The sequence below is a fragment of the Streptomyces sp. NPDC056373 genome, from assembly GCF_042262425.1.
Taxonomy (GTDB): Bacteria; Actinomycetota; Actinomycetes; order Streptomycetales; family Streptomycetaceae; genus Streptomyces.
The window spans coordinates 65,807-89,228 of sequence record NZ_JBHJPX010000014.1 but is presented as its reverse complement, the minus strand read 5'-3'; the positions used below and the strand labels follow the sequence as shown (position 1 = coordinate 89,228).

Genomic DNA, 23,422 nt, shown 5'->3' with positions numbered 1-23,422 from the left:
CAACTGAGATTTTTTCGGCCACCCAGGTGGCTCAACTGTTCCGGTCGCCCCAGGTCACAGCTGCGGCTTCGGACCAGATCACCTGAGACGGGACACGAGAGGCACCGACGGAGAGCGATCGTTTGCCATCGAACCTAGTCGCTCAAGGTCAGGGCATCGCAACCGACTGACTTCGCTGTCAAATGACAGCCCGCCGCGCGGTCATGTGCGCCCCTTTCGCGGGTATCCGAACCGGGTACCCACGCACGACATCCACCAAGACGGAGGGGAGACAGGGCATGCCGCTCACGTTCCGCAAGAGTTTCCGGATCCTTCCGGGGGTGCGGCTGAACATCAACAAGCGCTCCTGGTCCATCACCACCGGCGGCGGAAAGAACGGCCCGCGCTACACCCGCAGCAGCACAGGACGTCGTACGACATCGATGGATCTGCCCGGACCTTTCGGATGGCGCCGCACCACGAGGGCGCGTCGGCACTGAGGACGCCGGGCGGGATTGACGTCCCGTCACCCGTTCGGCCCCCCTGTCGGGCGGCATCTCATATCTGAGATAACCTCAGTCACATGGCAGACGACTACCTCGTACGCATCGGCAAGCTCATCCGTGACGCCCGGCAGCATCGTGGCTGGACGCAGTCGCAGCTGGCCGAGGCGCTCGGAACCAGCCAGAGCGCCGTCAACCGGATCGAGCGCGGCAACCAGAACATCAGCCTTGAGATGATCGCGCGCATCGGGGAGGCCCTCGACAGCGAGATCGTGTCGCTCGGCTACGCCGGTCCGATGCATCTGCGGGTGGTCGGCGGGCGCCGGCTGTCCGGCGCCATCGACGTGAAGACGAGCAAGAACGCGTGCGTGGCGCTGCTGTGCGCCTCACTGCTCAACGAGGGGCGCACAGTGCTGCGCCGCGTCGCCCGCATCGAGGAGGTGTACCGCCTACTCGAGGTGCTGAGTTCCATCGGCGTGCGCACCCGGTGGATCAACGACGGCGTCGACCTGGAGATCGTGCCGTCGGCCGAGCTGAACCTGGCGGCCATCGACGCGGACGCGGCCCGCCGCACCCGCTCCATCATCATGTTCCTCGGCCCGCTGCTGCACCGCATGGACTCGTTCAAGCTGCCCTACGCCGGCGGCTGCGACCTCGGCACGCGCACGATCGAGCCGCACATGATCGCGCTGCGCCGGTTCGGCCTGGACATCGCCGCCACCGAGGGCCAGTACCACGCCCGGGTGGACCGCACGGTCAGCCCGGACCGTCCGATCGTCCTGACCGAGCGCGGCGACACGGTCACCGAGAACGCCCTGCTGGCGGCCGCCCGGCACGACGGCATCACCGTCATCCGCAACGCCTCGTCCAACTACATGGTCCAGGACCTCTGCTTCTTCCTGGAGGCCCTCGGCGTCAAGGTCGACGGCATCGGCACGACCACCCTCACCGTGCACGGCGTGCCCACCATCGACGTGGACGTCGACTACTCCCCCTCCGAGGACCCGGTCGAGGCGATGAGCCTGGTGGCCGCCGCGGTGGTGACGGAGTCGGAGCTGACGGTCCGCCGCGTGCCCATCGAGTTCCTGGAGATCGAGCTCGCGGTGCTGGAGGAGATGGGCCTCGACCACGACCGCACGCCCGAGTACTTCGCCGACAACGGCCGTACCCGGCTGGTGGACCTCACCGTGCGGCCCTCCAAGCTGGAGGCGCCGATCGACAAGATCCACCCCATGCCGTTCCCCGGCCTGAACATCGACAACGTCCCGTTCTTCGCGGCCATCGCGGCGGTCGCCCAGGGACAGACCCTCATCCACGACTGGGTCTACGACAACCGGGCGATCTACCTGACCGACCTGAACCGCCTCGGCGGCCGCCTCCAGCTCCTGGACCCCCACCGCGTCCTGGTCGAGGGACCGACCCGCTGGCGCGCCGCCGAGATGATGTGCCCGCCGGCCCTGCGCCCCGCGGTGGTCGTCCTGCTGGCGATGATGGCCGCGGAGGGCACGTCGGTGCTGCGCAACGTGTACGTCATCAACCGGGGTTACGAGGACCTGGCGGAGCGGCTGAACTCGATCGGGGCGCAGATCGAGACGTTCCGGGACATCTGAGCCGCCCCGGGGCAAGCCTCCTGCGAACCGGGTGTATCCGGGCGCGGCCCGGACGCTGCGGTGACACGCAAGCCCGCCCCTCGTTGTGCCTGTCCGACACGGAGCCGAAAGCGATGGTGTCGGCTGGACGAGTGGGTCAAGTTCCGGCAGCTTGGGACCTGGTCTGTGGGTTGGGAGAGGGGACACATCGTGCGGGACCTGGCGTCGACGCTGGACCACGTCCGGACGGCGGACGGGAGGCGGCTGCGGGTCGAGTGCTCCGGGGACCCGCGGGGGCGGCCCGTGTTCCTGCTCCACGGCACTCCCGGCAGCCGGGTCGGCCCCAGGCCACGCCCCATGTACCTGTATCAGCGCGGAGTCCTGCTGATCAGCTACGACCGTCCCGGCTACGGAGGGTCCGACCGCCAGCCCGGCCGCCGTGTCGTGGACGTCGTGCAGGACGTGACCGCCGTGGCCGACGCCCTGGGCATGGACCGCTTCGCGGTCGTCGGCCGCTCCGGCGGCGCCCCGCACGCCCTGGCCTGCGCGGCCCGGCTGCCGCACCGGGTGACCCGCGCGGCGGCCCTCGTCACCCTCGCCCCCCGGGACGCGGAGGGCCTCGACTGGTTCGCCGGGATGGCGCCCTCCAACATCGACGAGTACAGCACGGCGCTCGCCGATCCCGAGGAGTTCGAGGCCCGGCTCATCCCCCGCACCGACTCCATCCGCTCCGACCCGGCGCGGCTGCTGGAGGAACTGCGCGCGGAGATGACCGACGACGACCGGAAGATCATCTCCGACAACGGCGTCCGCTCGATGTTGCTGCGCAACTACTGTGAGGCGTTGCGCAGTTCGCCGTACGGCTGGATCGACGACTCGTTCGCCCTGACCGAGCCCTGGGGATTCGACCCGACCTGTATCCAGGTGCCCGTCCTGCTGTGGCACGGTGCCCGCGACGCCTTCTCACCGGTGGCCCATTCGTCCTGGCTCGCGGAGCGCATCCCGCGGGCCACGTCCGTGATCGAGCCGTCCGCGGCCCACTTCGGAGCCCTGCGCGTGCTGCCGGACGTGCTGAGATGGTCGCTCGTCGACGCCTCGCCGGGCGAGGAGCTCCCGTGCGAGGCGCTGCCGTTCCAGGACGTGCGGACCACCGGGTCGCGTTACACGGCCAGCGGTTCCAGGTCGCGATAGAGGCGTCGTCCGTGCCGTGCGGACCGCATCGTCATGATCTCGCCGCCGAGCAGTCGCCCCAGCTCGGCGAGGCTCTCCTCCCGCAGGCGGTCCGCCTCGGGCCTGCCCAGTGAGCTCAGCGTCAGTGCCGAGTTGGCGACCGCCGTCAGGGCGTCGGGGTGGTGCCGGCCCAGCACAGCGCTCAGGCCGGAGGCGGCCTTGCTCTCCAGGTCGTACGCCTCTTCGAAACGGCCCTGGTCGGCGAGCACGTTGGCGAAGTTGAGGCCGGAGATCAGCGTGTGCGGGTGATCCTTGCCCAGCATGTCCCGCAAGCGCGGCAGAACCTGCTGGAACACCGCTTCGGCCTCTGCCAGATCTCCGCAGCCCCAGTGGAAGATGCCGAGATTGTTGAGGGCGCCCTGGGTGTAGGGATGGGCCTCGCCCGGGACCTTCATGTACCCGGCCAGCGCTTGACGGGCGACCTCCCGGGCCTGTTCCTTCTCGTCGGCGGCGTACAGGTCCGAGGCGAGGTTCAGGTCGCAGGCCAGCCAGTCCGGATTCGGCGACGCGTACTGCTCGCGGTACCTCGCCAGGGTCGCGGTCGTCAGCCGCAGCGCGTCCTCCACCCGCCCCACTCTCCGCAGCGACACGGCGAGCGACTTGGCACAGCTGAGGGTGGAGGGGAAGTGCTCCCCCAGGATGCGCTTGTGGTCCTCGTACACACCGGAAAGGGTCTCCACGGCCTCGTCGTAGCGGCCGATCTCCCGCAGGTCGCGGCCCAGGCTGGAGGCCGAGCCGAGCGTGTAGGGATGTGTGGGGCCGAGAACGACCAGGCGGCGGTCGTAGACGTCCTGGTCCACGGCGCGGGCGTCCTCGTAGCGGCCGACCATGCGCAGCGCGAGTGCCAGGTTGTTGGCCGCGCTGAGGGTCCGCTGGTGCGACTCGTGGAAGATGTCGCGGAATCCCCGGTGCGCGGCCTCCGCCAGTTCGACGGCCGACCGGTACTCGCCGAGTGCGGCCAGGTCGCTCGCCAGGCTGGAGGCGGTGATGTAGGTGTGCGGATGGTTGGAGCCCAGGACCTCGCGCTGCCGCTCCAGGAGTTCCTCGTCGATCTCCCGGGCCTCCTGGTAGCGCCCCTGGGAGCGGAGCACGTTGGCGAGCTGACAGCGCAGGTAGAGGCATTGCATGTGGTTCTCGCCGAGGCGCTCGGTCCAGCGCTCCAGCACGTCCTCGGCGAGCTGGCGGGCGCTCGGCAGGTCACCGCGCTTCCACAGGTACCGCACCCGGTCGATGAGCAGGCGCCGGGGTTCGGGTTCCGAGCAGTCCTGGATGCCCGAGGCCAGCAGGTGCGACCAGATGGAGTCGAAGAGCGGCCAGGTCGACGGGTCGTCGGTGGGCTCGTCGCCGTCGGGCCGGGCGCTGGCGAGCACGGTATGCACGACGTGCCGCGCCTCCTCCCGTTCCGCCTCCGAGAGCTGTGAGCGGATCACGGCCTGGACCAGCCGGTGGACCTGGATGCTGCCGCTGCTCTGATCGACCTTGGCCAGGGCGAAACGCCCGATCTCGCGGATCACCCGGCCCAGGAGCAGACTCTCCTGGAGCGAGGGGTCCCACTCGCGCAGGGCGTCCAGCATCTCCTTGTTGTAGAGCACGCGCACGGAGATCGGTTCCGGCGCCATGAAGGCGCACAGCTGGAGGAGCCGTACCGAGGCCGGTGACCGTTCGTTGAGGCGGGCGATGGAGATGTTCCAGGTGGCGGCCACCGGCTGCGGGTAGTCCTTGGGGTGGTTGAGGCCCAGCACGGCGGTGGTCTGTTCGGTCAGTTCCCGCAGGTACTCGTCGGTGGGCGTGGCCGTCTCCGCGAGCCAGGCGGCGGCCTGTTCGACGGCCAACGGCAGGTCGCCCACGGCGTCCGCCACCCGGTCCGCCTCGTCGGCGGTCAGTCCGGGGGCCTGCCGGGTGAGGTGCTCGATGCTCTCCTCGCGCGGGAACACGTCGACGGACAGGGACGTGCCCTGCTGTGCCCACGCCTGGTTCCGGGAGGTGACCAGGATGTGCCCGCCGCCGGCCGGGAAGTACGGCTTGAGCGTCTCGGGGTCGTCCGCGTTGTCGAAGACGAGCAGCCAGCGGGTGGTCGGCGCACCCGATGCCAGCATCTGCACCACCTCGGCGCTGGCCAGCGCCATGTCGTCGCCGCCGGAGGCACCGATCCGCGACCCGAGTTCGGCGAGGGAGGCGATGATGGCGTCCTTGTGCTCCGCCGAGATCCACCACACCAGGTCGTAGTCGGCGACGAAGCGGTGCACGTACTCGAGGACGATCTGGGTCTTGCCCACGCCGCCGAGCCCGAAGAGCGTCTGGGGCTGGGGCAGCACGACGGAGATGCCCCCGCCGAGCTCCGAGCGCAGCTGATCGAGCACGGCGGCCCGGCCCGTGAAGAGGGTGTTGCGGCTGGGAGCGCTGAAGATCCTCGGCCAGCTGCCCGGGAACCGGGGGCCCGCCGTAGGGGCGGGGACGAGATCGGTCGTCAGGTTCAGCGCTTTGAAGACCCTCTGGACGCACTCGGCCTCGTCCACCCGGTGGAGGTCCACCGAGGTGTACTCCACGTCGGAGCCGGGCATCTGCGCGCGGTCCAGCCGCAGCCGTGTCACCTGGAGAGCCGGCAGGCCCGGAGCGGAGTCGGTGAGAGCCCGCCAGGCGGCCCGTCCGTGTCTGGCCTGCAGGAAGGCGTCCGACGTCAGGATCAGCGCGCGCGTGGCCGGGTCCGGGCGTTCCGGAACGCGGATGGCCACGTCGTGCAGCGTCACCCGCGAGCAGTACGGCTTGAGGATCCCCTCGAGCCACTCCGCCCACATGCGGTCCTCACCCGCGTACACCACGGAGACGTCCGCGGCCAGGGTCGTCGGCCTGCGCCGCGTGTAGGCGGCCAGACAACGCTGGCGCACCGGTTCGGGGATGGGCGGCAGCCTGGTCACCTCTCCGTCGGAGATGACCTCCGTGAGCCGCTCGAAGGCGGACAGCAGTGAACTCGACACCCCGCTCTGGTCGCCGATGGCCGCGAGCAGTTCCTCGTAGGCGTAGTACGGGCGGTACGGGATCTCGACGGCGCCCCAGTACTCGTTCAGCTGCGCCGGGTCCAGCGGTTCGCCGTCCTTCCCCTTGGGCAGCCCGTCGAATTTCAGGCGGGCCAGCGCCCGTCCCGCGTCGGCCTTCTCCTTCTCGCCCTCGTCGACCCGCATCAGCACGGGGAGCACCCTGATGCGCCGGTCGCGGTAGTCGGCCTCGACGGTCCGGGCCACGGCGGCACCGCCGTCCAGCGCCTGGTCGCTGAGCGTGAAGCAGTCGACGAGGACGTCGGGCATCTGGATGGTGCAGATGTCCGCGCTGTCCGACAGACCGGTGCGGCTGTCGATGAGGACGTAGTCGTACGACGCCTTCATGTCCTCGCGCAGGGCGTCCAGGAAGATGCCGCCGCCGAGGCGGTCGTAGAAGTTGTCCCATTCGAAGGAGGAGACGGTGGCCGAGTACGCGCGGTTCTGCTGACCGGCGGACAGGAAGTCGAGTGAGCCTCCGTCGGAGAACGACAGTCCGAGGGCTTTCGGGTCGAGGGAGACCGCGTGGCGGGCGACGTGTGCGTACTGCCGGTGCCAGGCGCCGGAACGATGGCTTCCGCCGGCCGCCGCCCAGGAGTACTCGCTGATCATGTCGATCACGCCGGGGGTGGCCTCGAGGGTGCTGGGGTCGAGGAACGGATGGAAGAAGCGGTGCAGTCCGGGGGCCTCGAGGTCCCAGTCGACGGCCAGCACACGGGCACCGTTGGCGGCGAGGATCCACGCCGTGTTCGCCAAGGCCATCGTGCGGCCCGTACCGCCCTTGTAAGAGTAGAACGTGATGATACGTCCACTCCGGCGCGCCATCATGCTTTTCCTCCGTTGTCGGCCCCTGGTACGTGGGCGGGGAGTTGGCGGGCTCGCCGGGACGGGGCCGGGGCGGGGGCACCCGTCCGCGCCTCCGAGGGACGGCGCGGTCGTGCGCACGCGGGCCGCGGGGAGAGCGCCCGCCTGAGTATTCCGCACGACGGCCCGGCTTCGGAGACGGCGACCGCGGCCCGGCACCGCGGGTTGACGCGGCCCGAGCGGGGACAGGGGCGGTGAGCACTGATCCGATGTCGCATCTCCACACGTCCCCCTGCCGGTTGAAGCCCCGGGAAGTCACCCGACGGCGTCATGTGGCCGGAATCAACACTCTGCCCCACCCCCCTGTCCGACGGGTGGCTCGTTTTACGCCGTTCTCCACCTGTATCCGGACATCTGACGCTGCGCGGCGTCCACAGTGTCCCGCATCTCCACAAGGGTGGCCGCCTTTCCGGCGAATTCGCCTTCGGTCAGGAGTTCGTGCGGTATTCGGGCTCCGATCGCGGCGAAGTCGCTGTCGTCGAGCACGATGTCCTCGAAGGAGATCCACGCTCCGCCGCCGATCACACAGCGGTATCTCCGCGTCGGTGGCCGCGGTGTCATGCGGTACTCGGCGAGGTGGAGTGCGCTGCACGCCTCGAACCCCACCCGGAACAGCAGGATCTGCGCGGGGAGGTCGTACAGCCGCGCCAAGGGGGAGCGTTCCCCCAGATGGCAGTCGAGGTCGTGGCCGGTGAGGAGGTCGCGGGCCAGGGGGCCGATCGCCGCGAACGAGGTCTGCGGATGTGTGCTGCGCACCGCGCCGGGGGTGGCCCGTACACAGTCGGCCAGTGCGCCGACCGCCGGGCACGGGGTGACGTCCGGATCGAACTCCGCCATGCCCGCCCGGTAGACCCGCTTCTGCTGCTCGGTCAGCCCCGCCGTGAGCGCGCGGTGGCGGTCGGAGGTGTCGGAGTTCTCAGGGGTGAACGCCGGTGTGACGAGCGTGCCCGCCGGGCCGAGGGCGGCCAGAAGGGCGTCTCGTACCACGGCGGGCGGCAGGCCGGTGCCGCTCAGGGACGCGTGCACCAGCAGGACGCCGCCCCGCCGGACGCCCAACTCGCGCAGGAACCGCACCAGCCGGGTGCCGTCAGTCATGGAGAGTCGCCCATTCCGCCCGCAGCTCGTCGGCCACGTAGGTGCCGTTCTCCGTGAGTTCACGCGGGGGAAGGCCGGCCAGCTCGCGCAGGGCGCGGTCCGCCAGGGCGCGCGCGGCACCGGCTTCCGGCGACGGACGGGCGGCTCTGCCGACGTACTCGCTGGCCAGATCGAGGAGTGGCCCCGCCGGGCTGCCCGGCAGGTGCAGGTCGAGGACCTCGCGCAGCGCGGCGAGCCTCCCCTTGCGGCCGAGGCGGGGCAGCTCGCGGACGAACTCCTCCGGCTCGATGTCGATCGCCACCCCCAGCGCGCCGCTGCCACAGGCGCCCAGACGCAGTCCGGCGCCGGCGGTGAGCGGGGTGATCGTCGTCGTGGCGGGCGCGTTGACGCTCCGCCACCAACCGGGCTCACGCCGGTCCAGAAGGCCGTACGCGTTCCGCAGCCGGGTGCGGAACGCCTCCAGGGCGCCGGGAGCGAGCAGAGGGGTGACGACCGCGGCGAAGCAGTCCCGGCCCGGGTCGGCGTCGTCGATCACCAGCCGCGGGCCGTGACCGAGAGGCAGCGAGGCCAACGGCCGCCAGCTGCGCAGGACGGGCGGGCAGTCGCCGGTCCCCGCCGGGGGTTCACCATCGCCTACGCGGAAGTCGCCGTCGCCGACGTGGAATTCGACCTGCCCCGGCCGGGACAGCCGAACGGTGCCCAGGGTCGGGAGGTGGATCAAGGGGCTCGGCTGCTCCCAGCACAAGGTCGCCTCGACACCGGCGCGCAGCGCTGCGGCCACGGCCACCGCCATGAAGCGCGGCAGATCCGCCGTGACGTCCCAGGAGCGAATCAGGGAGGGCCTGAGATAGGGATGGGAGACGACCGCGTCGAGGTGCGGGGCCGTGGTTTCGTCGGAGTCCAGTCGGACCAAGAGGCTCCAGGCCTCGTCCCAGCCGGCACGGCCGGTGAGCTTGGCGTTCACACCCGCGAGCAACGCGCGGTCCAGCCGTAGCCGGGCCCGCTCGAGTTCGGCCACGCTCGTCACGGCCGGGGCCAGCGTGCGCTCCGTGATCCGTTCGGCGATGCCCTCGATCAGGGCGCGCAGGTCCGTGCAGTACACCGACGGGTTGTCGAAGCCCCGTCCGGTGCTGTAGCGATGTGCGGCCAGTCCTCCGCCGCATGCGGCGAGGACGGGGCACCGCCGGCAGGTCTCACTGATCCCTCCGTGGCGGGCGGGGGCCTCCGTGCGTTCGGTGAATTCCCTGAAGCCGTGCCGGAATACGTCGAATCCGGTGGCGGCTGCGCCGTCATAAGCGATCTTGAGCGAGTCGGACCGGGTGAGGGTGCCGTCCGTGTCGACGACCGCGATGCCGTCGTCGGCGGCTCCCAGCGCCTCGGTGAGTGCGGGGCCACCGCGCAGCGTGCTGAGGATCGAGTCGAAGGTCCGCACGGGCACCGGGCGCCCCTGCTCCTCCCACCGGTCGAAGACCCTGAGCAGCCAGTCGGCGTAGGGCGTGGACGCTCCCGGGCGGCCGGGAGGCGGTGGTGTGTCCCAGGTGGCGTGGGGCAGGAGGTAGTCGATCCGCGGAGGGTCCAGGCCGATCAGCGCGTCGTGCACGAGGACCGGGTCGCCGGCCAGGTCGACGGTGCACAACAGCCCCTGGAACAGGTGCCGGTACTCGGGCAGTCGCAGCAACTCCAAGCCACGCAGTACCCGTTCGTAGCTGCTGCGGCCCCGGTGGTCGAGCCGGTGCCGGTCGTTCGCGGCCCGGTCGCCGTCCAGGGAGAGACCCACCTTGACGTCGAACTCCCTGAAGACCTCCAGGTGCGCGCGGTTCAGCCGGACACCGTTGGTGTGGATGTGCAGGTCGAGGCTTGTCCACGGTGCCAGCGCCCGGGTGAGCTCCGCACAGATCGACCGCAACCGGGCCGGACCCGCCAGCAGGGGCTCGCCGCCGTGCAGGATGACCGCGAGCTGCGCAAGCCGCTCCTCACGGACGTACTCGGAGAGCCGGCGGGCCACCTGGCGGAGCGTGCCCTCGGAGATCAGCGGCGGCATCCTCCGCCAGCTCTGGTCCGCGTGCCGATAGACATAGCAGTGGTCGCACGCCAGGTCGCACCTGCTGTGGACCTTCAGGACGAGCTCACGTATGGCCACGTCCTCACACCTCGCCGGCCGCGCCGCGTGTCCGCACCGGGCGACCGGCTAGACGGCGGAGTTGAAGGTGGTGGTCGTCCTGGTCCCGTCCTCTCCCAGAGCCGGAGTCACTCGCCTCACGACCGTGGTGACCTCGATCCCGTGCGTGCGGATCTCCGCGAGCGGGGTTCTCTCGGAGACCGGGGCTCCCGTAGGGGGCTTGTCTGCGGGTTTCGTGACCGGATTCTTCATCTGCGTCGGCTTCACCTTGGTTCAGGGCCGCCTCCCACACACCGGGGACGGCGAGAGTCCGGGGCTGGAGTGGACACGGTGTGCGTAGACGTTCCGCCAAGCATGCCTCTGCCATCTTCGCAGCCCCTGCGCGAGGTGGGCAATGCGTACCGCAATGCACCGCGCGGCAGCGGTGATTTCTCGTCACCGATGCGCCGGGCGTTCACCAGGGCGCCGAACGGCGGGCCGGGGCCGGGCACTTCAGGCGGGCAGCAGGAATTCCAGATCACGGTCGACGCGCTGCCAGCCGCGGCCCGCGGCCGTCCAGGGGTGCCCGGAGCCGAGTCGCTTGTCGAACGCGCTCACCGCCCGGTCCCGCAACCGGCCGGCCTCGGGGGCGCGGCCCATCGAGCGCAGGGTGACCGCCAGGGACAGGTCGGCGATCAGGGTGTCCGGGTGCCCCTCGCCGAGGCAGGTGCGCAGGTCCTGGGCACAGGCCCGTGCCATGCTCTCCGCCGGTGCGAACTGTTCCATGTCGCCCAGGACGTTGGCCATGGTCAGTCTTCCGAACAAGGTGTACGGGTGGGCGTCGCCGAGGCACCTGCCGAAGGACCGGACGGTCCGGGTGGCCGCGGCCAGGGCCTCATCTGTCTCTCCGGCGGTGCGCAGCCACGCCGCGAGGTTGTGGTCGCAGACCGCGTTGTCCGGGTGTTCCGGGCCGCGCAGCTGGGCGACACCGTGCTGAAGGCGGCTGATCACGGTGCGCGCGGCGGCCAGGTCGCCCGCGCCGGCGGTCAGGGCCGCCAGGTTGACGCCGCACACCAGCCAGTCGGGATCGTCCCGTTCCCGTTCCGTCGTGTAGCCCGCCTCGGCGTGCGCGGCGAGTTCGTCGGCCTCGTGACGTTCTCCGATGCGGCGCAGGGAGACCGACAGGCTGACGGTCGCGCGCAGCGCGCCGTGGGTGTTCTGGCGGCGAAGGCTCTCCAGGGCGGGGCGCAGCACGCGCACGGAGCCGGCGTAGTCGCCCAGTTCGCGCAGGTCCCGCGCGTGGCCCAGGGCCGATGCCAGCGCCGCGGGATGTCCGTCCCCGAGCACGCGGCACTGTCGTTGCCAGGTGGCCAGGCTCCGCTCCCGCGCGGCCGAGTAGTTCCCCACCAGGCGGAACGACCGGGCGAGCGCCTCGGCCGCGGTCAGTGTCTGCGGGTGCTCCTCGCCGAACAGGTCGTGGAACCCGGTGTACACCTCACGCGCCAGCTCCAGCGCCTCGCCGAACCGCCCGAGCGCTCTCAGGTCCTCGGCCAGGCCGGCCGCGGTGATCAGGGTGTGGGCGTGGCCGGGCGGCAGGAGCTCGCGCTGCCGGGCCAGGGTGCGGGCGTCCAGGCCGTACGCCTCGTCATGGGCTCCCAGGCTCCGCAGCGCGGTCGCCTGATGGTTACGCAGCTGCAGCACGTGCTGGTCGTCGTCTCCCCCGTCGACGGCCGTCCAACTGCGGTCCAGCCGACGGCCCAGTTCGAGGGCCCGGGCGGGCATGCCGTGCTGCGCGGTGCGGCGCACCCTCTCCAGCAGCACGACGCGGGTGTCGCCGGCGGGGCACATGTCCGCGCCGGCGTGGTCGAAGTGGGGCCACAGCCTCTCGAACGCCAGGTCGTCCGCCTCCGCGGCGGGGTCGTCGCGCCGGGGCGCGGCGGCCGTGAGGAGCCGGTGCGCCTCGTGGCGGACCTCGTCGAGCTCGTCGGCGGGCAGGGAAGCCGTCACCAGGCGCTGCACGAGACGGTGCACCTTCAGCGTGTGCCCGGCCCGGTCGACCTCGGCCAGGCCCAGCCGGCTGAGTTCCCGCACCTCTCGGTCGACCAGCATCGGCTCGTGCAGGGCGTCGTCGTGCGGGCGCAGCAGGCGCAGCGCGGTGTCGGTGTGGACCAGGGCCAGCGGCAGCGGCTGCGGTGCGAGCACACTGCACAGGGCGAGCAGGCGCAGCGCCGCGGGAGCGCGCTCGGCGAGTGCGCCGAGGGCCACTGCGGTGCCGGCGGCGATCGCCGGGGCGGCGGACTCGTCCGCGCCCTCCGCGGCCCGGGCGGCGCTCAGGGCGGTCAGCCGGTGCAGGTAGTCCTGCGCCGACGGGAACTGCGCGAGCCAGGCTCCGGCCTGGGCGACGGCCAGCGGGAGGTCGCTCGCGGTGGCCGCGATCCGGTCCGCGTCCGCGGCGGAGAGCGACGGAGCCCTCCGCCGCAAGAGTTCGATGCTCTGTTCCCGGGTGAACCCGCCGACCCACACGGGGTGCATGCTCTCGCTCCACGTGCGGTCCCGGGAGGTCACCAGCACATGCCCCTGGGGGCCGGCGGGCAGCAGCTCCGACAGGGCCGGCCGGGCTGCCGCGTTGTCGTACACCAGGAGCCAGCGCCAGCCCGGCGATCCCGAGTCCAGTGCGTCGAGCGCCCGGCGCGCTGCTGTGGGAACGTCGTCGCCGTTGCGCAGGCCCATGCGCTCCGCCAGCTGTGCCAGCGACAGCAGGACCGATTCGCGGCTGTGCGCACGGATCCACCACACCAGGTCGTACGCCGCCTGGAAGCGGTGGGCGTACTCCACGGCCAGCTGGGTGCGCCCGGTGGCGGCCAGGCCGTCGTGAGGGAGTATGACTGCCTGCTGCCTGCTGACCTCCAGGGTGGCGGCGAGCTGGTCCAGCAGCCGGTTGCGGCCCACGAAGAACGGGTTGCGCGCCGGTGCCTCCCACAGGTGAGGCGTCCGGCGCGGGAACCGCGGACGGGCCGGTCCCAGGGCGCGTTCAGCCGCCTCCCCGGACAGTCCTACTCCGCGCAGCAGGGCTTCGGCGGTACCGGGCTCGTCGAGTGAGGTCAGGTCGACCGCTTCGTAGTCGCTGAACGGGGGTGTGAGCGCGACGGGTTCGATCCGCAGCGGGATCAGCTTCCCGGAAGGGCCGGAACCGGTCCCGCCCATGCTCTCCCACAGGGTCCGGGACTGCGGCGAGCGCAGGAAGGACGACGACAGCAGGGCCAGGGTGCGAGGGGCGCCGCCCCAGGGGCCCGGTTCGCCGCCGCCGGAGGTGATCACCTCGAAGCCGGAGCCGGCCAGGAGCCAGCCGACCCAGTCGGCCCACATCCTGTCCTGGGGCGCGTACCAGAGTCGCAGCGGGGTGGCCATCGGCGACAACGGCCGGACGTAGGAGACGAGATGGCGTCGGCGCAGTTCGTCGTCCAGGGGTGGCAGACGTCGTACGCGGCCTTCGGTGATCAGCTCCGTCAGCGACTCGAAGGCGGCGAGCAGACTGTCCGGTTCGCCCGGCCGGTCACCGAACGCGGCCAGCGTCTCCTCGTAGGCGTAGTCCGACCGGTGCGGGACCTCCACGCCGGTGCGGGAGGCGGCCGGCAGTTGCTGGAAGCTCATGCGGACGAGCTCACGGGCGGCCGCCAGACGCTCGTCACGGTCGTCGGCGACCCGCATCGCGACGGGCAGTATGCGCAGGGGGCGCGGATGGACGTCCTGGAGTATGGACCGGGCCATGCGTGCCGCGCCCTCTATGCTCTGCGAGCTCAGGGTGAAGCAGTTGACCAGGATGTCCGGCAGGTCGATGGTGCACAGTCCGACCAGGTCGCTGACGCCGCAGCGGCTGTCGATGAGGGTGAAGTCGTAGTGGCTCTTCATGTCGTGGCGCAGCGCCTCGAGGAACCGTGTGCCACCGAACCGTTCGGCGAACTCCCGCCAGCTGAAGTCCATGAGGTGCGTCAGGTACTCGCCGTCCTGCCGCCCCGCGGGCATGTAGTCCAGGCTTCCGCCGTCGGGGAACGTCCAGTCGACGGAGACCGCGTGCGGCAGGACCCGGGCGAGACGCCGTCTCAGGTCCGCCGCGGACTCGGTGTGCGGTTTCGTGCGCCACTCCGTGACGTATCCCGAGAACAGGTTGAGCACGCCGGTGGTGGCGGCCGAGGTCGCGGTGTCGAGGAACGGGTGGAAGTAGCGGTGCAGGCCCGGCGCCTCCACGTCCCAGTCGGCGGCCAGCACGTGGTAGCCGTTGGAAGCCAGGATCCAGGCGACGTTGGCCACGGCCATCGTCCGCCCGGTACCGCCCTTCTGGGAGTAGAAGGTGACGATCTGCCCGTCAGATCCGGGGGTCATCACGCGTCTCCTGGGCGGATCCCGGCTCCGGGGCGGGGCCGCGCAGCCTGGGCCGGGGGACGGGGGGACCGGCGGGCGGGTACACGGGTGACACGTAGCGGAGGAACTGGGCGGCCGCCCACTGGATCACGGTCGGGAGGATGTCGGCGAACGCGGACAGCGAGGGCACCCCGCCGGTCGCGGCCCGGGAGACGCTGCGGCCTCGCTGCAACGTGCGGGGCAGGGTCTTCTCCAGGGCCGACCTCAGCTCCGCGCCCGAGGACTCGTTGTCCGGGTCGGAGTGGTCCCATGCCACGATGACCCCGACCCACGGCTGAGCTGCCGCGTCCACCCTGGTGAGCAGCTCCCGCTGTTCGGGGTCGGCGACCGCCCACCGGTCGAGCAGCATCACCGTCGGTGCCGATGGATGCGCCTCGGCCAGCAGACTGCCGGCCGCTTCGTCCAGGGGTTCGACCGTGGTGAGGTAGTCGAGCCCTCGTACCTGCTCCGCGGCGAAGTCCGCGAGCGGCCGGCCTGCGTCGGCGTCGCTCTCCCGGTAGGGGTTCCAGTCGACCGGGGAGGGGCCGTAGCAGCGCTCCGAACGTCCCGGTGGCAGTTCGCGGCTGCTGGGCGCGGCCACCACGATGCGCACCCGGCGCAGCACGGGGGGCGGCCCGAAGGCGTTGGGGAGGTCCGCCAGGTCCAGTGGTTCGCCCCTGGGCACCGGATTCTCGTGGGCCGTGGTGACGATCGACCGGGCCAGCAGCAGGACGGCCTGTTCGTACTCGGCCCGGTATCTGCGCAGTTTCATGAGGGAGTACAGGCCCTCGGAGGCGTAGTGCGGGCCGAACCGCTCGTGGTCGTGCCGCAGGCTCTTCGCCGTCGTGGGAAGCCGCTCGGCGTGCACGGGCGTCCACAGTGCCGGCACGATCGCCGGTGGGGCGCCGTCCTGTGCCGTCCGGCTCTGCGTCTGGCGCAGGGCGAAGGCCCGCCACTCGCGGCCGCAGTGGTCGCTGACGAAGTAGCGCGGTGAGTACAACGGTACGAACACCCGGCAGGTGGCGAGGGCGGCGGACAGGCGCGAACTCCAGTCCTCACCGATCCGCATGGCGCGGTCCATGAACCCGGCCGACTCGCCCTCCGGCAGGTCCGTCAGCATCAGGACGTGTTCGCACAGGTCCTGGTAGAGCCGGCGCACCCACATGTCCGGATCCGGGCCGTCGGTCGCGCGCGGCGGTGTGTGGGCGTAGCTGAGGAAGAAGTACGGAACGTGTGGGTCGGTCCGCTCCGGTTCCTGGTTCACACCAAGGCCTCCCCCCGCACGTCCGGCGGTCACAGGGTCCGCAGGAACATGGCCAACTCGAGCATGTCGACCCGCACATAGTCCTCCGGATGGACCACGATCGTCAGCTCTTTGCAGATGACCGACCGCCGTGATCTCGTGACGAAGGACAGCAGGATCAGCTTGATGAGACTCGTGTGATCCATGCTGTCGATGCGGGCCAGGGCCGATCCGATCACCGGCATGGCCACCGCCTCGCGGCGTGCGTGCAGATGCATCACGTGCCAGAGCTCTTCGAGGCTCTTCCACATCTGGTCGGGTCCGGACGCAACCGTCAGGTCGTTGCGCATCGTGCCGTACGCGCTGAGGAAGAAGCGCTTTCGCGGCGTACCGAGGACGGCGACCGTGCCCACCGGGTAGCGCGTGAGTTTCCCCGCCCGCTTCGCGGCCCGGTCCTCCACCCGCGCCGGTGGTACTCCGGCGAGCGCGGTGTCGATGTCGCCGTCGAGCCGGACGGTCTCGCTCGCGTAGAGACGGTGCAGGAACTGGCCCTGCACACTGCTGTGGACGATCAGCAGATCGTCCCGGGTGTCGGTGTCGAACACGTCGTTGCTGCCGATGACCAGGTGGCCCGGTTGCTCGAAGAGGTCGCCGACCTTGATGGTCACCTCGAATTCCGGGTGCTGGAACTCGTGGCTCACCCGCGTCCGCGGCCAGGAGCGCAGGACGCCACCCACCAGTGCGATGCCGACGACGGCGAGGAACGCCGGGACGCGTGGCAGCGAGCTGTCGGGCCAGAAGGCCAGGTACATCTGGACGAGCCCGGACAGGAGGGTGAACTGGACGGCGCAGGCGCGGCCCGCGGTGGACAGGCCGAGCCGGGTGCCGAAGAGGGTCCGTGCCCGGTGTCCGACCGTCCGGCTCATGCCGGCCCCTCGGTGTTCGTGTTCGTGACCGGCGGCGGGACGTACAGGGTGTGGGGCGTGGGCGTCTCCTCGTAGACACCGGTGAATCTGGATCTTTTCCGGGGCAGTCTGGTCTGTTCCTCGCGCAGCGCCTCCACGGTCTGTTCCAGATCGGTGATCCTGCTGATCTGCTCCCGCATGAGCGAGGTGAGGTCCTCCAGGATCTCCTCGGCGGAGCGGTGCGGCGGTGCCTGCTCGGCGGTGTCCGCCGTGAGGTCGATCGCGGCGAGGGCATCGCGCAACTCGGGCCACACCTTGCGGAAGAGGCTGTCGACCCGGGTGTTGTCGGGGAACCGGTTGGCCGACTCACGCAGGACGGTGTTGATGGTCCTGACCATGTTCAGCACGTCTTCCTCGTCGTGCGCCCGTGTCGACTGGAACTGGCGCAGCGGACTGCTCGCCGCCTCCAGGTCGTCGTGACTGCCCTCCAGCAGGAAAGGCACGAGCTGGCCCTTGCGCTCGTCGACCTCTTTGGACAGGGCGCCCGACTCGAAGGTGATCCAGGGGGCGCCGAGGTTCGCCCGGGTGACGCAGGCGATCCCGAAGGAACTCTCGTCGAGCTGCCTCTTTATCTCGTCCAGGCCGCGCGCGCCCTTCCTGATGCTCTCCGAAGAGACGAACGGCTCGATCTCGTCGCTGAAGTAGCGCAGCCACGAGGCGAGCCGTTCGGCGCAGGTCCGTGACGGCAGTCCGGACCAGCTCAGAAAGATCTTCATATGACGCCCCCGCATCACACCCCGCCCGAAGATGTCACCCCCAGGAACGATACTGGCACTGTCGGCTACATCAACAGACATGAGCGCATCCCGGCGGGCGCACGGGTCAGGTGTGACCCCGCCGAAACGGGAAAGTCCGGCCCTGTGGACACGCCCCTGCTGACCTTCGGGCACAGCACCGCCGGCCGGGACCGGATCGGTGAGCTGCTGCGCGACGCCGGTGCGAGGGCCGTCGTGGACGTGCGGACCGCTCCCGGCAGCCGTCGTGACCCCGACCTGCTGCGGGAGCGGATGGCGGAATGGATGCCGGAGGCCGGCCTCGCCTACCGCTGGGAACCCGCCCTCGGCGGGTTCCGCCCGCTGCCCGCGGACAGTCCGGACGTCGTGTGGCGCAACGAGTCCTTCCGCGGGTACGCCGCCCACACCCGGTCCCCCGAGTTCGTCGCGGCCATGGACCGGTTGCTGCGGGAGGCGGTGCGCACGCGTACCGCCGTGATGTGCAGCGAGGCGGTCTGGTGGCGCTGCCACCGCCGGCTGATCGCCGACTTCGCGGTGCTGGCCCGCGGTGCGTCCGCCCTGCACCTCATGCACGACGGACGCCTGAGTGCCCATACGCCGACACCGGGAGCCCGCCTTCGCGACGACGGGCTCCTCGTGTACGACGCCCCCACCGAGCGGTCCGGGGGCTGAGCCGTCAGTACAGTTTGTTCACCGCCGTGACGGTCGTGGCCTTGAAGTCGGCCACCTGGGCGTCCTTGAAGGTGCCCATCTGTCCCCACCGGACGATCGTGACGGTCGCGCCGTCGCGTCCGACCGAGAAGAGGTTGATGTCGGAGGAGCCCCAGGCGGACGCGGTGTGGATGCCGTAGACGTCGGCGCCCTCCTCGACGTTCAGCTTGCCGTAGTACTTCTGCGTCGCCGTGATGTCGGGGTTCTGCTGCATCAGCTTCTTCGCACAGCCGGCGAGGTCCTTGCGCAGCAGCGCCGCGAAGTCCTTCGCCCACTGCTCGCTGCGCCCCTCGACGGTGAGCTGCTGGGCGCTGGTGTCGTACTCCGTCCAGTACTCCCGGTGCGTGGTGATGGACGGCAGCGCGTCGCCCACGCACATCGGCAGCGGGTCGGGCTGGCCGGCGGTGACCGGACCGGCGTACCACGGCGAGGTCGCGTGCGGCGGCAGTTCGGCCGGCTCCAGGAACCGGGGCGTGTCGGAGGCCGGTGCGGTGGCGGCTACGGCCGGCACGGCGGCTGCGGCGACACCGGCGACGGCCGCCAGCGCGGCCACGGTCGTACGGATGCCTCGGTTACGGATCTTCATGGTCTCCCCCATCGGTTTCCCCCCGGCTTTCCCGGTCGGGTGCGCGGGCTTTGCCCTTGCCCCCCGTATGACACGCCATCCCGCCCATCCGTTGCCCTGCGGACCTGCTACGGATCCGTCCCGATTGTCACGGGCCCGCTACCGCGGACCGCGCAATGCCGCCGCCTCGCGCCCGGCGCGCGCCGCTCCCCCGCCCGTGATCCGCTTCACGCCGAACGAGGCCCGGGCCCGGGCCTTACAGGGCGTAAAGCGACCGAAGAATGGATAGGGGTCATACGGCGATACGCGAGGAGTGTCCGACGTGCCCGGATGCCGGGTGCAGCGGCTTCAGGGGAGGGAGCGCGCATGGACGGCCGGCCCTTGCACGTAGGACCGCAGCCGGAACCCTTGTACCTCGAACCGCGGCTGGAGCCCCGGCTGAGGTCGCTCGTGGCGGCACACGGCACGCTGCACTCGCTCGTCGACGCGCTCGGCTCACCCGTGCACGTCGTGGTGCCGGACCAGATCGCCGAGAACCTGGAGCGGTTCCGGTCGGTGTACCGGGCGCACCACCTGTCGGGACAGGTCTTCTACGCCCACAAGGCCAACCGGTCCAGTGCGCTGCTGCGGCGGCTGGCCGCGACGGACGCGGGCGTGGACGTGGCGTCGCTGGGCGAGTTGCAGCACGCGCTGGGTGCCGGCTTCGACGCCGGCCGGATCACGGCCACGGGCCCGAAGAACCCCGAGTTCCTGTGGCTGGCGGCCCGTTCGGGGGTCACGGTCGGCGTCGACGCCGCCGCCGAACTGGACCAGCTCGCCGCCCTGGTGCGCAAGCACGCGCTCGCCCCGGTGCGGGTGCTGCTGCGGCTGTCGGGCTTCGAGACGTCGGGGGTGAGGGTGCTGAGCCGGCGCAGCCGCTTCGGCACTCCCGTAGCGGAGTTGGAGCCGCTGCTGGAGGCGGTCGAGCGGCATGCCGACGCCGTCGATCCGGCGGGGGTGGCCTTCCATCTGGACACGACGAGCGTCGCGGAGAAGGCGGCCGCCCTCGAAGGGTGCCTGACCGCGCTGGAGTTGTGCCGGAGCCGGGGGCTGCGACCGCGGGCCGTGGACGTCGGAGGCGGCTTCGGCGCCGGCTATCTCGCCGAGCGGGAGCAGTGGGAGGCGTACACGAGCGGGCTCACCGAGGCCGTGCTCGGCCGGCGTCCGCCGCTGACGTGGGGCGGGCACGGCTACGGCCTGCGCAACGAGTCGGGCACGCTGCGCGGCGCGCTCGGCCTCTACCCGGCCCACCGGCCCGTCGCCGGAGCCGGCTACCTGGACGAACTGCTGGCCCAGCCCGCCGCCTCCTTCGGCGGACGCCCGCTGGCCGCGCTGCTGCTGGAGCACCTGTACGACCTGCACACCGAGCCCGGCCGGGCACTGCTGGACCAGTGCGGACTCTCGCTGGCGCGGGTCCTGGAGGTCCGCGGCCACGAGGCCGGCGGGCCCCTGCTCGTACGGCTGGCCGCCAAGGCGGACGACATCGCCCTGGAGGACCACGGCGTGCTGATGGACCCGGTCGTCCTGCCCCGCGGCGGAGCCGGGCCGGACGGGGGGCCGGTCGCCGTGCACCTCTTCGGCAGTCTCTGCCTGGAGAGCGACCTGATCACCCGGCGCACGGTGTTCCTGCCCCGCCGCCCCGAACCGGGCGACCTGCTGGCCTTCGCCAACACCGCGGGCTACGCCATGGACTTCCACGCCACGCGCGCCCAGCACCAGCCCGCCGCCCGCAAGGTCGCGGCCTGGCAGGACGGCGACGCCTGGCGCTGGTGCCTGGACGACCAGTTCTGGCCGATCACGCCCTCGAGGGGAGCCCAGTGAGGTACGACAGCATCACCGAGGCGATAGGCAACACCCCTCTGGTGCGGATAGACCCGGCCGTGCACGGCCTTCGGAACATCGACCTGTACGCCAAGCTGGAGATGCTCAACCCGTTCGGCTCGGTCAAGGACCGGGCCGCCTGGAGCATGGCGGGGCCCCTGCTGGCGGAGGCGGTCGAACACGGCAGCCAGGTGGTCGAGTTGTCCAGCGGCAACACGGCCAAGGCCCTCGCGGTCATCGCGGGCATGCACGGCCTGGGCTTCAGAAGCGTCACCAACCGGATGCGGGTGCCGGAGATCAAGGACCTCCTGCTGCTGCTCGGCGCGGAGATCGAGGAGCTGCCGGGGCAGAGCGAGTGCCTCGACCCGACGGCCACGGACGACCCACTGACCCTGTTCCACCGGACGCTGTCCGCCTCGGGCAGCGCCTGGCTGCACACCGACCAGTACTTCAACCCGCGCAACACCGAGGCCCATCTCACCGGCACCGGTCCGGAGATCGTGAAGGACCTGGACGGCCGGGTCCCGGACTGGTTCGTCGCCTGTGTGGGCACCGCCGGTTCCTCCACGGGGGTGGCCCGTGCCCTGCGTGAGGAGGACCCGTCGGTGCGGGTGGTGGGGCTCGTGGCGGCCAAGTCCGACTTCATCCCGGGGATCCGCACCATCGACGAGGTGCAGGAGGTCGGCCTGTTCGACCCCGACACGTACGACACGATGGAGTCGGTCCGCGCCGACGAGGCGATCGAGGGAATGCTGACCCTGAACCGCCGTTGCGGCATCCTCGGCGGGCCCACCGCGGGGGCGGCCTACTTCGGCGCGGTCCGTCATCTGAGGGCCCTGGACGAGGAGTCGGAGGAGCGGCGGACCGCCGTGTTCATCGTCTGCGACCGGGTGGAGAGCTATCTGAGCTACGTCCGGCAGCGGCGCCCCGATCTGCTGGGCCGGCCCCCTCGGAAGCACTCGCCCGCAGACCTGTCCGCCGCCGAGGTCGCCGGGGCACCGTCGGTCACCGTGGCCGACGCCCGGCGCTGGATCGACAGCGACCGGCCGCTCGTGGTGGACCTGCGCAGCCCGTACGCGTACGCGGCGCTGCACATCGACGGGTCGGTCAACATCGTCGACGAGCTGTTCGCCGAACTGGTCCGGGGCGGACTGCCGTTCGGCAAGCGGCAGTCGGTGCTGCTGGCCTGTCCGGTCGGTGAGCAGTCCGCGCGCTACGCGGCACTGCTGACCCGGATGGGCCACCCCGACGTGCGCAGCCTGGCCGGCGGCATCATCGCCTGGCGGGACGCGGGCGCGCCCCTGGTGCGGGACTGACCGGCATGACCGCACCGCTCACCCGCGAGGATCCGCACCTGTGGCAGCGGGCGCTGCGCGCCCAGTTCCCCATCCTCACCGGGCATCCGGAGCTGGCGTACCTGGACAGCGCGGCCACGGCGCAGAAGCCGCAGGCCGTGCTGGATGCCGTGCAGAGGTATCTGACGACGTCCAACGCCAACTCCGCGCGCGGTACCTACACCTGGGCCAACCGGACCACGGAGCTGGTCGAGCGCACTCGTGAGCGCGTCGCCCGGTTCCTCGGGGACGCGCGGCCGGAGCGCTCCGCCGTCCACTTCACGAGCGGCGCCACGGAGGGGCTGCGGACCGTCGCCCGCGACTGGCTGCCGGGTCTCCTCCGGGACGGCGACGAGATCGTCGTCCCGGACGCCGACCATCAGGCCAACATCGTGCCGTGGCTGGAGGCGCAGCGGCTGCTCGCTCGCGAGGGCGTGCGGGTCCGGGTGGTGCCGATGCCGTACCAGAGCGGCTCCGGGGACTACGACCACCGGGCGCTGGCCGAACGGGCGGGGCCACGGACCCGGTTCGTCGCGACCACCCACGTGCACCACGTGTACGGCGGCGACATGAACGTGCAGCGCATCCGCGAGGCCGTCGGCCCGGACGCGGTCGTCTGTCTGGACGCCGCGCAGAGCGTCGGTCATCTGCCCGTGTCCGTGGCCGAGCTGGACGTGGACTTCGTCGTGTTCTCGGGCCACAAGGCGCTGGCCCTGCCCGGCTCCGGGGCGGTGTGGGCCCGGCAGGCGCGCGGGCCGGCGTTCGCGCCCGGGGGCTGGGGCGGCACCCCGAACACCGTGGGCATCGCCTCTCTCGAAGCGGCCCTGGACTGGCTGGAGGCGGCCGGTGTCGACCGGATCGAGCGCTGGACGGCCGACCTCGCGACCCGCCTCACGGAGGGGCTGCGCCGGCTGGACGCCTACGAGATCCTCGGCTGCCCGCTCAGTCTGGCCACCGGCACGACCGTGCAGCGCCGGCGGGGGATCGTGACCCTGCGGCACCGTGCCATCGACTCGGGCGACCTGGGGTTCATCCTGTTCAGCCACGGGTTCATGGTCCGCTCGGACCACCACTGCCAGGGCGACGCGGGCGAGAAGTCCGGTTCGGTGCGGGTGAGTCTGCATGTGTACAACACCGTTGAGGAGATCGACCGGTTGCTGTCGATTCTCGCCTCGCTCCCCTGACACCGCCGACTATGCGTAATGGGAACCGTTTCCACCTG

General features: G+C 71.2%; 16 protein-coding genes. 7 read left to right on the top strand and 9 right to left on the bottom strand.

Translation table 11 applies throughout. From position 1 onward, the window contains the following. Positions 1–278 precede the first annotated feature (278 nt). The 3 genes from ACFCXS_RS28205 (at position 279) to ACFCXS_RS28195 (ending at position 3,262) form a co-directional block, all read left to right on the top strand. Entirely contained in the window at positions 279–479 is a 201-nt protein-coding gene (locus ACFCXS_RS28205) for a DUF4236 domain-containing protein (protein ID WP_184851016.1), read from the top strand. Between the two features lie 83 nt (positions 480–562). Beyond that, positions 563–2,092 carry a helix-turn-helix domain-containing protein gene (locus tag ACFCXS_RS28200; RefSeq protein WP_376646146.1) on the top strand — a complete coding sequence of 510 codons (1,530 nt, stop codon included), beginning with the start codon at positions 563–565 and terminating at the stop codon, positions 2,090–2,092. A gap of 189 nt (positions 2,093–2,281) precedes the next feature. After that, entirely contained in the window at positions 2,282–3,262 is a 981-nt protein-coding gene (locus tag ACFCXS_RS28195) for an alpha/beta fold hydrolase (RefSeq protein WP_376646145.1), read from the top strand. Here ACFCXS_RS28195 and fxsT (ACFCXS_RS28190) read toward each other — a convergent pair. From fxsT (ACFCXS_RS28190) to ACFCXS_RS28155, 8 genes are all read right to left on the bottom strand, one after another. Beyond that, complete coding sequence (gene fxsT / locus ACFCXS_RS28190) at positions 3,232–7,161, bottom strand: FxSxx-COOH system tetratricopeptide repeat protein (RefSeq protein ID WP_376646144.1); 3,930 nt, start codon at positions 7,159–7,161, stop codon at positions 3,232–3,234. The two genes, ACFCXS_RS28195 and fxsT (ACFCXS_RS28190), sit on opposite strands and share 31 nt — an antisense overlap. 360 nt (positions 7,162–7,521) lie before the next feature. After that, positions 7,522–8,292 (bottom strand): aminoglycoside N(3)-acetyltransferase, encoded by a 771-nt coding sequence (locus ACFCXS_RS28185; RefSeq protein ID WP_376646143.1) that lies wholly within the window; start codon positions 8,290–8,292, stop codon positions 7,522–7,524. Beyond that, complete coding sequence (gene fxsB / locus ACFCXS_RS28180; RefSeq protein ID WP_376646142.1) at positions 8,285–10,432, bottom strand: radical SAM/SPASM protein FxsB, inactivated metallohydrolase extension form; 2,148 nt, start codon at positions 10,430–10,432, stop codon at positions 8,285–8,287. The genes ACFCXS_RS28185 and fxsB overlap by 8 nt, the downstream gene beginning before the upstream one ends. 48 nt (positions 10,433–10,480) lie before the next feature. Further along, positions 10,481–10,663, bottom strand: coding sequence for a hypothetical protein (locus ACFCXS_RS28175; RefSeq protein WP_376646141.1), 183 nt, complete (start codon positions 10,661–10,663; stop codon positions 10,481–10,483). Positions 10,664–10,903: 240 nt separating this feature from the next. Continuing rightward, positions 10,904–14,770: an FxSxx-COOH system tetratricopeptide repeat protein gene (fxsT, locus tag ACFCXS_RS28170; RefSeq protein WP_376646140.1), complete on the bottom strand. Its 3,867-nt coding sequence runs from the start codon at positions 14,768–14,770 to the stop codon at positions 10,904–10,906. Then, a complete protein-coding gene (locus ACFCXS_RS28165; RefSeq protein ID WP_376646139.1) occupies positions 14,754–16,052 on the bottom strand; it encodes a TIR-like protein FxsC in 1,299 nt (432 codons plus the stop codon). Before ACFCXS_RS28165 ends, fxsT (ACFCXS_RS28170) begins: the two co-directional genes overlap by 17 nt. A gap of 29 nt (positions 16,053–16,081) precedes the next feature. Next, positions 16,082–16,957: a macro domain-containing protein gene (locus tag ACFCXS_RS28160; RefSeq protein ID WP_376646138.1), complete on the bottom strand. Its 876-nt coding sequence runs from the start codon at positions 16,955–16,957 to the stop codon at positions 16,082–16,084. Further along, the gene (locus ACFCXS_RS28155) at positions 16,954–17,712 is read right to left on the bottom strand and encodes a TIR domain-containing protein (RefSeq protein WP_376646137.1); all 759 of its coding nucleotides are present in this window, start codon (positions 17,710–17,712) and stop codon (positions 16,954–16,956) included. Before ACFCXS_RS28155 ends, ACFCXS_RS28160 begins: the two co-directional genes overlap by 4 nt. 144 nt (positions 17,713–17,856) lie before the next feature. Between ACFCXS_RS28155 and ACFCXS_RS28150 the strand changes: the two genes are divergently transcribed. After that, a complete protein-coding gene (locus tag ACFCXS_RS28150) occupies positions 17,857–18,402 on the top strand; it encodes a DUF488 family protein (protein ID WP_376646136.1) in 546 nt (181 codons plus the stop codon). A gap of 4 nt (positions 18,403–18,406) precedes the next feature. On the opposite strand, the gene ACFCXS_RS28145 is transcribed toward ACFCXS_RS28150, so the two are convergent. Continuing rightward, positions 18,407–19,039: a hypothetical protein gene (locus ACFCXS_RS28145; protein ID WP_376646135.1), complete on the bottom strand. Its 633-nt coding sequence runs from the start codon at positions 19,037–19,039 to the stop codon at positions 18,407–18,409. A gap of 333 nt (positions 19,040–19,372) precedes the next feature. Here ACFCXS_RS28145 and ACFCXS_RS28140 point away from each other — a divergent pair, with 333 nt between their 5' ends. From ACFCXS_RS28140 to ACFCXS_RS28130, 3 genes are read left to right on the top strand one after another with little or no spacing between them, the layout of a single operon-like run. Then, positions 19,373–20,866, top strand: a complete 1,494-nt coding sequence (locus ACFCXS_RS28140) for a Y4yA family PLP-dependent enzyme (RefSeq protein WP_376646134.1) — start codon at positions 19,373–19,375, stop codon at positions 20,864–20,866. After that, positions 20,863–22,182, top strand: a complete 1,320-nt coding sequence (locus ACFCXS_RS28135; RefSeq protein ID WP_376646133.1) for a pyridoxal-phosphate dependent enzyme — start codon at positions 20,863–20,865, stop codon at positions 22,180–22,182. The genes ACFCXS_RS28140 and ACFCXS_RS28135 overlap by 4 nt, the downstream gene beginning before the upstream one ends. 5 nt (positions 22,183–22,187) lie before the next feature. Next, the gene (locus tag ACFCXS_RS28130) at positions 22,188–23,384 is read left to right on the top strand and encodes an aminotransferase class V-fold PLP-dependent enzyme (protein ID WP_376646132.1); all 1,197 of its coding nucleotides are present in this window, start codon (positions 22,188–22,190) and stop codon (positions 23,382–23,384) included. Positions 23,385–23,422 lie beyond the last annotated feature (38 nt).